This window comes from Pseudomonas sp. R11F (assembly GCF_050312575.1).
GTDB lineage: Bacteria > Pseudomonadota > Gammaproteobacteria > Pseudomonadales > Pseudomonadaceae > Aquipseudomonas > Aquipseudomonas palleroniana.
In genome coordinates, this window is record NZ_JBNPJU010000019.1 from 1 (window position 1) to 11,985 (window position 11,985).

Below are 11,985 nucleotides of genomic sequence, written 5' to 3' on the forward strand. Positions count from 1 at the left end.
TGGTCGGGGTAGGGGGATTCGAACTCCCGACATCCTGCTCCCAAAGCAGGCGCGCTACCGGACTGCGCTATACCCCGATTTTGAAATGGCTCCGTGACCAGGACTCGAACCTGGGACCCAATGATTAACAGTCATTTGCTCTACCGACTGAGCTATCACGGAACTGCGTATTTCAAATTTACAACTTTTACTGCGATGTAACCTTCTCTTTGATCTGTCCGTATCGCTACGTTCATGTCTCTGAGGCGCGCTATTCTACAATCTTAAAAACCCCTGTCAACCCTTTAAATTGCTTTTAAGACAATGATTTGCGCTTCTTTCTGATTTCTTCTTGGGGAGAAGAAACCCTTGGGCTGACGTTGTTGCGGGGCGCACTTTACAAGCCTTTGCCTTACAGTTCAACGCCCTATCGAAAAAAAAGGCTCCGCAATGCGGAGCCTTCTCTTATTAACGTACTCGCCAAGCTTAATGGAAGACGATTTCGTCGTTCTCCACCGTGGCCTCGACGCTGGTCCCCGGCATAAAGCGGCCCGACAGGATCAACTGAGCCAGCGGGTTTTCGATCCAGCGCTGAATCGCACGCTTCAACGGCCGTGCGCCATACACCGGGTCGTAACCCACCGCGATCAGCTTGTCCAAGGCCTCGCCGCTCAGATTCAGGCCCAGCTCGCGCTCGGCCAGGCGACCCCGCAGGCGACCCAACTGGATCTCGGTGATGCCCGCGATCTGATCCCGCGCCAGAGGCTCGAAGATCACCACCTCGTCCACCCGGTTGATAAATTCCGGACGGAAGTGGCTGGTCAACGCATCCATGACCGCAGCACGCTGCGCCTCACGATCACCCACCAACTCCTGGATCTGTGCCGAGCCCAGGTTGGAGGTCATCACGACCACCGTATTGCGGAAGTCTACGGTACGTCCGTGGCTGTCCGTCAGGCGGCCGTCTTCCAGCACTTGCAGCAGGATGTTGAACACATCCGGGTGCGCCTTCTCGACCTCATCCAGCAGGATCACCGAGTAAGGCTTGCGCCGCACGGCCTCGGTCAGGTAACCGCCCTCCTCATAGCCCACGTAGCCTGGTGGGGCGCCGATCAAGCGGGCCACCGAGTGTTTCTCCATGAATTCGGACATATCGATCCGGACCATGGCTTCTTCCGTGTCAAAGAGGAACTCGGCCAACGCCTTGCACAACTCGGTCTTACCCACACCAGTCGGGCCGAGGAACATAAATGAGCCGCTCGGACGGTTCGGGTCGGACAAACCTGCCCGGGACCGCCGCACGGCGTTGGCCACCGCGACCACCGCTTCTTCCTGGCCAATGACGCGCTGATGCAACAGACTTTCCATTTTCAGCAGCTTGTCACGTTCGCCTTCCAGCATCTTCGACACGGGAATGCCGGTCCACTTGGAGACCACTTCGGCGATTTCTTCCTCGGTCACCTTGCTGCGCAACAGCTGGTTCTCGCTGTGGCCGTGCTGGTCAACCATCTGCAGGCTGCGCTCCAGGTCCGGGATCACCCCGTACTGCAATTCGGCCATGCGGTTCAGGTCACCTTTGCGACGCGCAGCTTCCAACTCCTGCCGCGATTGCTCGATCTTTTGCTGGATCTGGGCAGAACCCTGTACTTCGGCTTTTTCCGAGGTCCAGATTTCTTCAAGGTCCGAATACTCACGTTCCAGGCGGACGATTTCTTCCTGGAGTTTTTCCAGGCGTTTCTTCGCCGCGTCATCCTCTTCCTTCTTCAGGGCCTGGGACTCAACTTTCAGTTGAATCAGGCGCCGATCCAGACGGTCGAGCACTTCCGGCTTGGAGTCGATCTCCATGCGGATGCGGCTGGCGGCCTCGTCGATCAAATCGATGGCCTTGTCCGGCAACTGACGATCGGTGATGTAGCGATGGCTCAATTTGGCCGCCGCAATGATTGCACCGTCAGTGATCGCCACCTTATGGTGGACCTCATAGCGCTCTTTCAGGCCACGCAGGATCGCGATGGTGTCCTCTTCGCTCGGTTCTTCCACCAGCACTTTCTGGAAGCGACGCTCGAGGGCCGCGTCCTTTTCAATGTACTGGCGGTACTCGTTGAGCGTGGTCGCGCCAACGCAGTGCAACTCACCCCGGGCCAAAGCCGGCTTGAGCATGTTGCCGGCGTCCATCGAGCCTTCACCTTTACCGGCGCCGACCATGGTGTGCAGCTCATCGATAAACAGAATGATCTGCCCTTCCTGCTTCGACAGTTCGGTGAGCAGAGCCTTCAGACGCTCTTCGAACTCGCCTCGGAACTTGGCGCCGGCGATCAACGCGCCCATATCCAGGGACAATAGACGCTTGCCTTTCAGGCCGTCCGGCACTTCACCGTTAATGATGCGTTGGGCCAGGCCCTCGGCGATCGCGGTTTTACCCACACCGGGCTCACCGATCAGCACCGGGTTGTTCTTGGTGCGTCGCTGCAGGACCTGGATGGTGCGACGAATCTCATCGTCACGACCGATCACCGGGTCAAGCTTGCCTTCTTCGGCACGCTTGGTCAGGTCGACGGTGTATTTGTCCAGGGCCTGGCGCGACTCCTCATGGTTGGGGTCGTTCACCGCGTCGCCGCCACGCAGGTTGTTGATGGCATTTTCCAGGGCTTTCTTGCTCACGCCCTGGCCGAGCAACAACTTGCCGAGCTTGCTGTTCTCATCCATGGCCGCGAGCAGCACCAACTCGCTGGAGATGAACTGGTCACCTTTCTGCTGGGCCAGACGGTCAGCCTGGTTAAGCAGGCGCGCCAGGTCCTGCGACATATTGACGTCGCCGGTGGGATTCTGGATTTTCGGCAGTTGGTCGAGCTCTTTGCTCAACTCCTTGCGCAGGCTGTTGACGTCAAAACCGACCTGCATCAGCAAGGGTTTGATAGAACCACCTTGCTGTTCCAGGAGCGCCTGCATCAAGTGCGCAGGTTCAATGGCCGGGTGGTCAAGGCCCACCGCCAACGATTGGGAATCAGATAAAGCCAACTGCAATTTGCTGGTTAAACGATCAATACGCATTAGTCACCTTCCTTTTGAGCAGGCCGGAGCTATAAACACATCCTGAATGAAGAAACCTGCCAGATACCCAGTAGATGGGGTGAATTCTGGAAGATTCAAGCTACGAACAGTTGACGTAAGTCAGGAGAGTCTAGCGCTCAAGCCAGATAAGGGAGACAAATCGACCGGTGCGTGGGCTGCGGCGATAGGAGAAGAAGCGTGGGTCGGTCACCGTGCAGAAACCGCCACCATAGACAGCGGTAACGCCCTGTACGGCCAGGCGTAGGCGCGCCAGCTCATAGATGTCGGCCATGTACTTGCCAGGATTGCGGCTGGGTACAAAGGCCTGGGCGGTCATCGGCAGCTGCTGCATGAAGGCTTCACGCACTTCCGGACCGACTTCGAAAGCTTGCGGACCAATGGCAGGGCCGAGCCAGACCAGGACGTCGGCAGGTTCGGTATCCAGGCTTTCGAACGCCGCCTCCAACACCCCTGCCGCCAACCCGCGCCAACCGGCATGGGCAGCCGCGACACGAGTGCCGGCACGGTTGCAGAACAACGCCGGCAGGCAGTCAGCGGTCATTGAGGTGCAGGCAATGCCTGGAGTACTGGTCCAACTGCCATCAGCTTCGGCAACGCGGCCGGGATCGGCCTCGACCACGCTCACGCCGTGGACCTGGCGCAGCCAGGCCGGCTGAATCTTGAAGGTCTCGGAGAGACGACGACGGTTTTCAAGGACGGCGTCCAGGCTGTCCTCGACATGATCGCCCAGGTTGAAGCTGTCGAACGGCGCCAGGCTGACGCCGCCCGCACGGGTGGTGACGCAGGCTTTCACCTGAGCCGGCGCGGGCCAGTCAGGAATCAGCCAGTCACTCATCCGATAAACGCCTCGCGATCCTGCTTGAGCAGCGACAACAACCACACCAGGTCGTCTGGCAGAGGCGATTCCCAGCTCATGCGCTTACCGCTCGTCGGATGATCCAGTTCCAGGAAGCGTGCATGCAGCGCCTGGCGCGGGAAGTTTTTCAACGATTCAACCATGGTTGCACTGGCCGCCGGCGGAATGCGGAAGCGGCCACCGTAAGCAGGATCTCCGACCAACGGGAAGTTGATGTGCGCCATATGCACGCGAATCTGGTGAGTACGACCGGTTTCCAGCTTGACCCGCACGTGGGTGTGGGAGCGAAAACGCTCCAGTACGCGGTAATGGCTCACGGCCTGCTTGCCGCCTTCCATCACCGCCATACGCTGGCGCTGCTGGCCGTGGCGACCGATTGGGGCGTTGATCTTGCCACCCGCCACCACGACGCCGATCACGATGCACTCGTAGATCCGGCTGACGCTGCGGCTCTGCAACTGGGTGACCAACTGCGTCTGCGCCTGAATGGTCTTGGCCACCACCATCAAGCCGGTGGTGTCCTTGTCCAGACGGTGCACGATGCCGCAGCGCGGGACATTGATGATGTCCGGGACGTGATGCAACAGGGCGTTGAGCAAAGTGCCATCAGCGTGCCCGGCAGCCGGGTGAACCACCAGCCCTGCGGGTTTGTTGATGACCAGGATGTCGTCGTCTTCATAGACGATGTCCAGCTCGATGTCCTGGGCAACCCATTCTCCCTGGGCTTCCTGCTCGGCAGTCAGCTCAAGAATCGCACCGCCATGAACTATGTCTCGCGGGCGGATAACCGCTCCATCCACAGTCAGGCGGCCGTCTTTGATCCAGGCGGAAAGGCGCGAGCGCGAGTGCTCAGCGAATAATTGTGCGGCGACTTGATCGAGGCGTTGGCCACCCATTTCGGACGGCACCTCTGCGCGAAGTTCAATTTTATCGGACATGCTCAGACTAGGCGTGGCACAGCCTTTGGTTTCGGCTGCGCGCTTGTGGTTAAATACGGCGTCTTTTGCCCCGAGGCTTTCAACGGGGCGCTCATCATAACAGGACGGCCCCGCCCAAGACAGCGGCCGTCATAGGGACGCAAGCCGCCATGCAAGTGAAACACCTGCTGCTGATCGCCATCCTCGCCATGACTGCTGCTTGCTCGTCAACAAAGGACGTCGTCGACGAAAACCTGAGCGAAGTCGAGCTTTACCAGCAAGCTCAGAAAGACTTGGACAATAATAGCTACACCAGCGCCACAGCGAAGCTGAAGGCCCTGGAGTCGCGTTACCCGTTCGGGCGCTACGCCGACCAGGCCCAGCTCGAACTGATCTACGCCAACTACAAGAACTCCGAGCCGGAAGCCGCGAAGTCCGCCGCAGAGCGTTTTATCCGCTTGCACCCGCAGCACCCGAACGTGGATTACGCCTACTACATGAAGGGCCTGACCTCGTTCGACCAGGACGTCGGCCTGCTGGCGCGTTTTCTGCCGCTGGACATGACCAAGCGTGACCCGGGCGCTGCCCGCGACTCCTACAACGAGTTCGCCCAGCTGACCAGCCGCTACCCCAACAGCCGCTATGCCCCGGATGCCAAGCAACGCATGATCTACCTGCGTAACCTGCTGGCGTCCTACGAGATCCACGTAGCCCACTACTACCTGACCCGTCAGGCGTACGTGGCCGCTGCCAACCGTGGCCGCTATGTGGTGGAAAACTTCCAGGAAACCCCATCCGTGGGTGACGGTCTGGCGGTAATGACCGAGGCTTACCAGCGCCTGCACCTGGACGCCCTGGCGAGCACCAGCCTGGAAACCCTGAAGCTCAACTACCCGGATCACCCGAGCCTGAAAGACGGCCAGTTCGTGCCTCAGGTTGCCGAAGCGGATAACCGTTCGTGGCTGAGCAAGTACACCTTGGGCCTGATCGAATCCCGTCCACCGCTGCCGCCGGGCGAAACCCGCGCCAACCAGGACGTGATCAAGCAGTTCCAGGACGCGAAAGACGCCATTCCTTCCGACCTCAAGCCTCATGACGAAAACGGCGATGTGATCGAAGAGCAGGCACCACAAGCCGCTGGCAGCAAGGAAGATCGTTCGTGGTTCAGCTACATGACCTTCGGTATTTTCGACTGATCGGTCCAGGCAATCAGAGAAAGGGAGCCCTATGGGCTCCCTTTTTTGTGGGCGAGCATTATTGCGCTGTGCGCCTGCTGCGTCCTTGGCTAAACTGGCGCATTCCTTGTCGAGAAGCTGCTTACCATGGTTCGTCTACTGTTCTGGATTGCCGTCATTGCTGCCGCAGTATGGTTCTGGCGCAAATTCAAAAGCCCGGCCGCCAAACAGCAACGGTCCAGTGAGCCCGATGCCACGCCGATGGTGCGTTGCGCGCACTGTGGCGTACACCTGCCGCAGGATCGCGCACTGAGCGTACGCCAAGAGTGGTACTGCACCCAGGCGCACCTGGAACAAGGTCCGAAGCCTAGCCAGCGCTGAGACGACCAGCCGGCGCATAAGGTGCGGGCTCGATAATCGGCGCACGGCCCAGCAGCAAGTCAGTGAACAACTGACAGGACGCGGGTGCGAGCACCAGGCCATTGCGGTAATGCCCACAATTGAGCCACAGCCCGTTGAAGCCGGGCACTTCGCCAATGTACGGCACACCTTCCGGCGAGCCAGGCCGCAAGCCCGCCCAATGCCCCACCACCTCAGCGCCAGCCAAGGCAGGAATCAATTCCACTGCCGAAGCCTTGAGGCTTTCCAGCGCGGTTTCGGTCGGCGTCTTGTCGAACCCCTCATGCTCCAACGTGCTGCCAATCAATATGTGGCCGTCACGGCGTGGGATCGCATAACGTCCTTTTGCCAGGACCATGCTCGACAAAAAGTCCGAGGCGCATTTGTACAAGATCATTTGGCCTTTGACCGGCTCAACAGGCAGCGCCAGACCCAACGTGCCCAGCAGCTCCCCACTCCAGGCTCCCGCCGCAAGCACGACCTGATCGCCGAGCACCCGGCCAGCCGTCGTTTCGACGCCCACTACGGTATCGCCCTCCAGAACAAAACCGGCCACTTCACACTGCTCGTGAATCGTCACACCGGGCAATGCCTGCAACGCCGCCTTCAAGGATTTGACCAGGCGCGGGTTGCGAACATTGGCCACATCAGCCATGTAAATGGCCTGGGAATAACCGCGCCCCAGCACCGGCACGGCATCGTGCGCGGCCGACACATCCACCTTGCTCAGCGGCCGTCCCTCGCGAGCAGCCCAGGCCAAAGCCTCGGCTTCATCGTCCAGATCAAGCCAGTACAAGCCCGTGGTATGCACCTCTGGATCAACCCCGGTGGCGGCAAACAACCGCTGCGCCAGCTGTGGGTAAAAGTCCTGGGACCAATGGGCCAAAGCAGTCACTGCCGGGCTGTAGCGCCAGGGGTACAACGGTGAAACGATCCCGCCCCCGGCCCACGAAGACTCTTGCCCAAGCCCCGCACGCTCCAGCAATACTACCGACTGCCCCTGGGTGGCCAGGTTGAACGCCGTCAACAACCCGATTACTCCGCCGCCGACAATCACCACTCGCTGTTGCTCTGCCATCATTTGATCCAGCCGATATATAGGGATTGGCGCACACAGCGCACATTCATCCAGCACTCTCATCACTGCCCCCAGCACGTCTTGCGCGACATTTCCGGCTTGGCTCCCGGGTTGCTTCGCACGCCGGTACTGCTCAAGCTGAATTCACCGCATGCGTCGTCCGCCATGACTGAATAGACGGAGGGCGTGGCAAGCAGGGCAAAATCCTGGGCACTCAATACAGCGCTGATTCTATAGTGATCATTACCCGCACTGACGTCCTCTGCATCAATAAAAGTACCGTTCCGGGCGTAAAAGCGCTCCAGGTACTGGGCCTGTTCGGTCAACAGTGCGGCAATCTGACTGCGATAGACCTTTTTCACATGCCCGGTATATCCGGGATAAGCGACCGCGGCCAACACCGCAATGATTGCCATCGCAATCAGTAACTCGATCAGGGTAAATCCCTGGCTATCCGTGCTCATCCGTTTGCTCCTTTACTGAAGTTGCCGCCACAGGATTCGTTGAAACCGCGCCCGCCCTCCCTCGTCCACCTGGACATACACGCTCTCCAGGACCGTGCGCGATTGGCCCCCTAGCCCGATGGCCGTCACTCGAAACAGCCGTGCCGCGGTTTGCGCCGGCAAATGCGCCAGCCCCAAGCCCTCGCCTATGGATTGAATGCCATAGAACCCCGCGTCGAAGGCAACCCAGGTAACCGCCGAGACCGGATTCGCCCCGGCCCCCATCAACGTAAACGCCTCCTCAGGTGGCGAGCATGTGATGATCGAGTGACATTCGGGCAGCCCACCGCCACCGCGCTTTACCGCCAGCTCCCCCAACCTGAGGCCGCTTTCGGCGCTTTGAAAAGATTGGTTGCGATGCCACAAGCTGCCCGCGACTTTTTGCTGGGATATCGCACCTTGCATCGATGACAAACCAACCAGTGACAACAGCAACAGGAATACCAGGCTGATCCACAACACCATCCCTGCCTGACGCCAATGAATACCGCCACTTATCTTCATCACGGCCCTACCCCTGGCGATTTCGCAGCGCAGCCACAACGCTGTAGGTCTGGTCCCTGACACGCCCTGTCGGGTCTTGCAATGTCATGAGGATGCGCACACTGCGTATCAACGACTCGTCGGCAGGGTTGCTGTCGTAACGCACCACGCTTGTTGATGCGGGCTTGGCCGCCATGCCAAAACTGATGTCGAACGCCCGCACGTTATCCACAAGCACCGCTTTGGCCGGCGCCGCCGGGGTGCTGACTTTCAGTTGGCCGGATTCAAAGGTGTAGGTGAGCTGGCGCAGCGCAAAGCGGATCTGCCCAGGCGCCGGCGCGGGTGATGCTCCAGTATATGCCCGGGCAACCGTCTTGCAGTCGGATACCACCGTCCAATCAGGCTTGCCCCCCCCACTACCGACATCCGCAGTGACCAGGGTCAGCGACGTCGCATTCCCCGAGGTACTCCACCCCAACGGTCGCTCCAGGGCGGCGGGGGCGTCGTCGATAAATGCGCTGGCCAGGCAGCCAAACATGCCCGCCTGGCGAATATCCTGCGTCAGCTTGCCCAGTACAAATCGTGCATCGTCTTGCAGGACCATTGCCGCCAATTGACTGGCATGCGTCAGCCGCGTGCTGATGACCACCTGGCTTGCGCCCAGCACCAACAAGAGCCCAACGGCCAACGCCACCAGCATTTCCACCAGGCTGAATCCGCGCACAAGACGGCTCATTGCAACGCGCCTTGTTCATCGACCATGCGACTGGTGAGAACGAACGTCTCCCTTGCTTCCGGGCCGCCTGCGCCCCTGCCCGCCTGCCAACTGATGGTGATAGTGACCTCAGGCCCGCTGGTCGATACCGCTCCTTTGGCATCTGCGCCGGCAAAACCCAGGATATTGGCCTCGAAATCATGCAGGTCCAGATCACGCACGCTGGCGGTCGGGACATTGGCCATCGAAGGTCCAGCTCGCGACCACGAATAATCGATCCCGGGATTGGAGCGAATTCGATCAAGCATGTCGTAGGCAATGAAACTGGCCTGGCTGGTCATCCTGGCGCTCTCGGTGTACTTGAGCGCATTGAGCTGGAGGGCCGAAGCGCCCAACAAACCGACAGCCAGAATCAACACCGCCACCAACACCTCGATCAGGGTCATGCCGGTTTGGCGCCACTGGACGGCGCGAAGAAAAAACCTGTGTGTACGGATTAGCATCACCGTCGTCATCCATGTCGAGGGGCGAAAAACAGGCAAAACCTGTTGTGCGACCCAAGACTAGCGGCGGTTTTTAATCGGTGCCGCTTGCGGAACAAAGGGAAATACTTTGGACATAAAGGCCATCATCCAACCCTGGCATCCGCTGGCTATACCTGTCTCTACCCGCTGGATTACCAGCTGCGTCCACGGAGGGACGGCATATGACAGAACGAGGCTTCACCCTGATCGAGTTGCTATTGGGCCTGATGCTGAGCGGCCTGCTGGCGCATTTGGCGGTGCCCAGCTTCAAAGGATTGCTCGACGCACACCAGCAACACAGCGCAGCCGAATCACTGGCGCAGGGCCTGCGCTTCGCCCGCAGCGCAGCGCTCACACGCAATCGCGCGGTGATTGTTCATGCATTGGAGGACGATTGGAGCCTAGGCTGGCGAGTCATCGAGGATGTCAGCGGGCGCGGTCATATGGACAAAGACAACCCGATACTGTTGGAGCGACAGGACAGCGGGCGTGCAACGCTGGTCGGCAATGGGCCGGTCAAGAGCCAAGTGCGCTTCAGCGGATTGGGCGAGCCGGTATTTACGGGGGGAGGCTTCCGTGCCGGCACCGTGCACATATGCGACACGGGCCAGGCACAAAGCCTGCATCAGGTAGTGCTGGCCCCCAGCGGCCGCATCAGCCTGCGCAGTGATAAAACCGAGCAGGCGTTATGCCGGGACTGATCCGGCACCAGGGCTCAGAGCAACGAGCGAACCCGCAGTTCCTTGGGCATGGAGAACGTGATGTTCTCTTCACGGCCGGCCAACTCATCGGCGCCGGTCGCGCCCCAAGCCTGCAACTGTTGGATCACGCCCCGCACCAGCACTTCCGGAGCCGAGGCTCCCGCCGTGATACCGATACGCTCAACGCCATCGAACCAGCTGCGCTGCATGTCTTCAGCACCGTCGATCAGGTAGGCCGGTGTGGCCATGCGTTCAGCCAGCTCGCGCAGACGATTGGAGTTGGAGCTGTTCGGGCTGCCGACCACCAAAACCACGTCGCATTCGTTGGCCAATTGCTTGACCGCATCCTGACGGTTTTGCGTTGCGTAGCAGATGTCATCCTTGCGCGGACCGCCAATGGCAGGGAAACGCGCGCGCAAAGCGTCGATAACGCGGCTGGTGTCGTCCATGGACAAGGTAGTCTGGGTCACGAAAGCCAACCGATCAGGATTGTGTACCTGCAAATCGGCGACGTCCTTTTCATCTTCCACCAGGTAGATGGCACCGCCGTTGCTGGCGTCATACTGGCCCATGGTGCCTTCAACTTCCGGGTGGCCGGCATGACCGATCAGGATGCATTCACGCCCGTCGCGACTGTAGCGTGCGACTTCGATATGCACCTTGGTGACCAATGGGCAGGTGGCATCGAATACTTTCAGGCCACGGCCGGCAGCTTCGGTACGCACGGCCTGGGAAACGCCGTGGGCGCTGAAAATGACGATAACGTCGTCCGGCACCTGGTCGAGCTCTTCAACAAAGATGGCACCGCGTGCGCGCAGGTCTTCGACCACGAACTTGTTGTGGACAACTTCATGGCGCACATAAATCGGCGGCCCGAAGACTTCCAGGGCGCGATTGACGATTTCGATCGCCCGGTCCACGCCGGCGCAGAAGCCACGGGGGTTGGCGAGTTTGATTTGCATGCTGTGCCTCGTGTCTTGCAGCCACTTGGGTTCAAGCTAGACGCTAACCCACCTGACAGTAGAGATCAAAGGTGGGAGCGGGCTTGCTCGCGAAAGCAGTGGGCCAGATAACACATGTGTTACTGATAGACCGCTTTCGCGAGCAAGCCCGCTCCCACATTTTTAACCGCGTCGTTGATCAGATCGCTTTAACGTCGATGATTTCAACATCAAAGGTCAAGGTTTTACCGGCCAACGGGTGATTGAAGTCGATGGTCACTTGCGCGTCATCGAAGGTTTTCACCACACCCGGCAGCTCGGTATTCGCCGCATCGTTGAAGATCACCAACAAGCCTTCCGAAAGGTCCATGTCCTGGAACTGCGAACGCGGGATGATCTGCACGTTTTGCGGGTTGGGCTGGCCAAAGGCATTTTCCGGCAGGATCTGCAGGTTGCGCTTGTCGCCAGCCTTGAAGCCGAACAGCGCGGCTTCGAAACCCGGCAGCAGGTTGCCATCACCGACTTTGAACGTCGCGGGGGCCTTGTCGAACGTGCTGTCGACCGTGTCGCCATTTTCCAGGCGCAGTGCGAAATGCAAAGTGACTTCCGTGTTCTGGCCGATACGTTGTTCAGCCAATACCT

Annotated in this window: 12 protein-coding genes, 2 tRNA genes and 1 pseudogene; 3 read left to right on the top strand and 12 right to left on the bottom strand. The window is 59.6% G+C overall.

Translation table 11 applies throughout. The features are described 5' to 3' along the window. The 5 genes from ACQRBV_RS05190 to rluD form a co-directional block, all read right to left on the bottom strand. Nucleotides 1–77: transfer RNA gene (locus ACQRBV_RS05190), tRNA-Pro, on the bottom strand. Nucleotides 78–86: 9 nt separating this feature from the next. Further along, nucleotides 87–162, bottom strand: a tRNA-Asn gene (locus tag ACQRBV_RS05195). Between the two features lie 303 nt (nucleotides 163–465). Continuing rightward, complete coding sequence (gene clpB, locus ACQRBV_RS05200) at nucleotides 466–3,030, bottom strand: ATP-dependent chaperone ClpB (RefSeq protein ID WP_060754863.1); 2,565 nt, start codon at nucleotides 3,028–3,030, stop codon at nucleotides 466–468. 130 nt (nucleotides 3,031–3,160) lie between these two features. Continuing rightward, complete coding sequence (gene pgeF, locus ACQRBV_RS05205) at nucleotides 3,161–3,886, bottom strand: peptidoglycan editing factor PgeF (RefSeq protein ID WP_411985248.1); 726 nt, start codon at nucleotides 3,884–3,886, stop codon at nucleotides 3,161–3,163. After that, nucleotides 3,883–4,845, bottom strand: a complete 963-nt coding sequence (gene rluD / locus ACQRBV_RS05210; protein WP_090366858.1) for a 23S rRNA pseudouridine(1911/1915/1917) synthase RluD — start codon at nucleotides 4,843–4,845, stop codon at nucleotides 3,883–3,885. The genes pgeF and rluD overlap by 4 nt, the downstream gene beginning before the upstream one ends. A 149-nt stretch (nucleotides 4,846–4,994) precedes the next feature. Between rluD and ACQRBV_RS05215 the strand changes: the two genes are divergently transcribed. Next, on the top strand, nucleotides 4,995–6,020 hold the full coding sequence (locus ACQRBV_RS05215; protein ID WP_090366860.1) for an outer membrane protein assembly factor BamD: 1,026 nt from the start codon (nucleotides 4,995–4,997) through the stop codon (nucleotides 6,018–6,020). A 126-nt stretch (nucleotides 6,021–6,146) separates the two neighbouring features. Further along, complete coding sequence (locus ACQRBV_RS05220) at nucleotides 6,147–6,380, top strand: PP0621 family protein (RefSeq protein ID WP_060754859.1); 234 nt, start codon at nucleotides 6,147–6,149, stop codon at nucleotides 6,378–6,380. Here the strand turns inward: ACQRBV_RS05220 and thiO are convergent. The 5 genes from thiO to pilV all read right to left on the bottom strand — a co-directional run bounded on the left by thiO (nucleotide 6,367) and on the right by pilV (nucleotide 9,680). Then, nucleotides 6,367–7,476, bottom strand: a complete 1,110-nt coding sequence (gene thiO, locus ACQRBV_RS05225) for a glycine oxidase ThiO (protein WP_205345147.1) — start codon at nucleotides 7,474–7,476, stop codon at nucleotides 6,367–6,369. The two genes, ACQRBV_RS05220 and thiO, sit on opposite strands and share 14 nt — an antisense overlap. 62 nt (nucleotides 7,477–7,538) lie before the next feature. Then, on the bottom strand, nucleotides 7,539–7,940 hold the full coding sequence (locus tag ACQRBV_RS05230; protein ID WP_411985247.1) for a type IV pilin protein: 402 nt from the start codon (nucleotides 7,938–7,940) through the stop codon (nucleotides 7,539–7,541). Nucleotides 7,941–7,952: 12 nt separating this feature from the next. Further along, nucleotides 7,953–8,483: a pilus assembly PilX family protein gene (locus ACQRBV_RS05235; protein ID WP_411985279.1), complete on the bottom strand. Its 531-nt coding sequence runs from the start codon at nucleotides 8,481–8,483 to the stop codon at nucleotides 7,953–7,955. A 7-nt stretch (nucleotides 8,484–8,490) separates the two neighbouring features. Beyond that, entirely contained in the window at nucleotides 8,491–9,198 is a 708-nt protein-coding gene (locus tag ACQRBV_RS05240; protein WP_411985246.1) for a PilW family protein, read from the bottom strand. Then, on the bottom strand, nucleotides 9,195–9,680 hold the full coding sequence (pilV, locus tag ACQRBV_RS05245) for a type IV pilus modification protein PilV (protein WP_411985245.1): 486 nt from the start codon (nucleotides 9,678–9,680) through the stop codon (nucleotides 9,195–9,197). The genes ACQRBV_RS05240 and pilV overlap by 4 nt, the downstream gene beginning before the upstream one ends. A 203-nt stretch (nucleotides 9,681–9,883) precedes the next feature. On the opposite strand from pilV, the pseudogene ACQRBV_RS05250 reads away from it, so the two are divergent. Continuing rightward, nucleotides 9,884–10,463, top strand: a pseudogene (locus ACQRBV_RS05250) (GspH/FimT family pseudopilin). On the opposite strand, the gene ispH reads toward ACQRBV_RS05250, so the two are convergent. After that, nucleotides 10,417–11,364, bottom strand: a complete 948-nt coding sequence (gene ispH, locus ACQRBV_RS05255) for a 4-hydroxy-3-methylbut-2-enyl diphosphate reductase (RefSeq protein ID WP_060754852.1) — start codon at nucleotides 11,362–11,364, stop codon at nucleotides 10,417–10,419. The pseudogene ACQRBV_RS05250 and the gene ispH sit on opposite strands and share 47 nt — an antisense overlap. Before the next feature lie 178 nt (nucleotides 11,365–11,542). Beyond that, nucleotides 11,543–11,980 (bottom strand): FKBP-type peptidyl-prolyl cis-trans isomerase, encoded by a 438-nt coding sequence (fkpB, locus tag ACQRBV_RS05260; protein WP_174554049.1) that lies wholly within the window; start codon nucleotides 11,978–11,980, stop codon nucleotides 11,543–11,545. Nucleotides 11,981–11,985 lie beyond the last annotated feature (5 nt).

What these genes read in the sequence shown, in the direction of transcription:
- clpB (WP_060754863.1), bottom strand. Translation starts at nt 3,030, where the DNA reads ATGCGTATTGATCGTTTAACCAGCAAATTGCAGTTGGCTTTATCTGAT.
- pgeF (WP_411985248.1), bottom strand. Translation starts at nt 3,886, where the DNA reads ATGAGTGACTGGCTGATTCCTGACTGGCCCGCGCCGGCTCAGGTGAAA.
- rluD (WP_090366858.1), bottom strand. Translation starts at nt 4,845, where the DNA reads ATGTCCGATAAAATTGAACTTCGCGCAGAGGTGCCGTCCGAAATGGGT.
- ACQRBV_RS05215 (WP_090366860.1), top strand. Translation starts at nt 4,995, where the DNA reads ATGCAAGTGAAACACCTGCTGCTGATCGCCATCCTCGCCATGACTGCT.
- ACQRBV_RS05220 (WP_060754859.1), top strand. Translation starts at nt 6,147, where the DNA reads ATGGTTCGTCTACTGTTCTGGATTGCCGTCATTGCTGCCGCAGTATGG.
- thiO (WP_205345147.1), bottom strand. Translation starts at nt 7,476, where the DNA reads ATGGCAGAGCAACAGCGAGTGGTGATTGTCGGCGGCGGAGTAATCGGG.
- ACQRBV_RS05230 (WP_411985247.1), bottom strand. Translation starts at nt 7,940, where the DNA reads ATGAGCACGGATAGCCAGGGATTTACCCTGATCGAGTTACTGATTGCG.
- ACQRBV_RS05235 (WP_411985279.1), bottom strand. Translation starts at nt 8,483, where the DNA reads ATGAAGATAAGTGGCGGTATTCATTGGCGTCAGGCAGGGATGGTGTTG.
- ACQRBV_RS05240 (WP_411985246.1), bottom strand. Translation starts at nt 9,198, where the DNA reads ATGAGCCGTCTTGTGCGCGGATTCAGCCTGGTGGAAATGCTGGTGGCG.
- pilV (WP_411985245.1), bottom strand. Translation starts at nt 9,680, where the DNA reads ATGCTAATCCGTACACACAGGTTTTTTCTTCGCGCCGTCCAGTGGCGC.
- ispH (WP_060754852.1), bottom strand. Translation starts at nt 11,364, where the DNA reads ATGCAAATCAAACTCGCCAACCCCCGTGGCTTCTGCGCCGGCGTGGAC.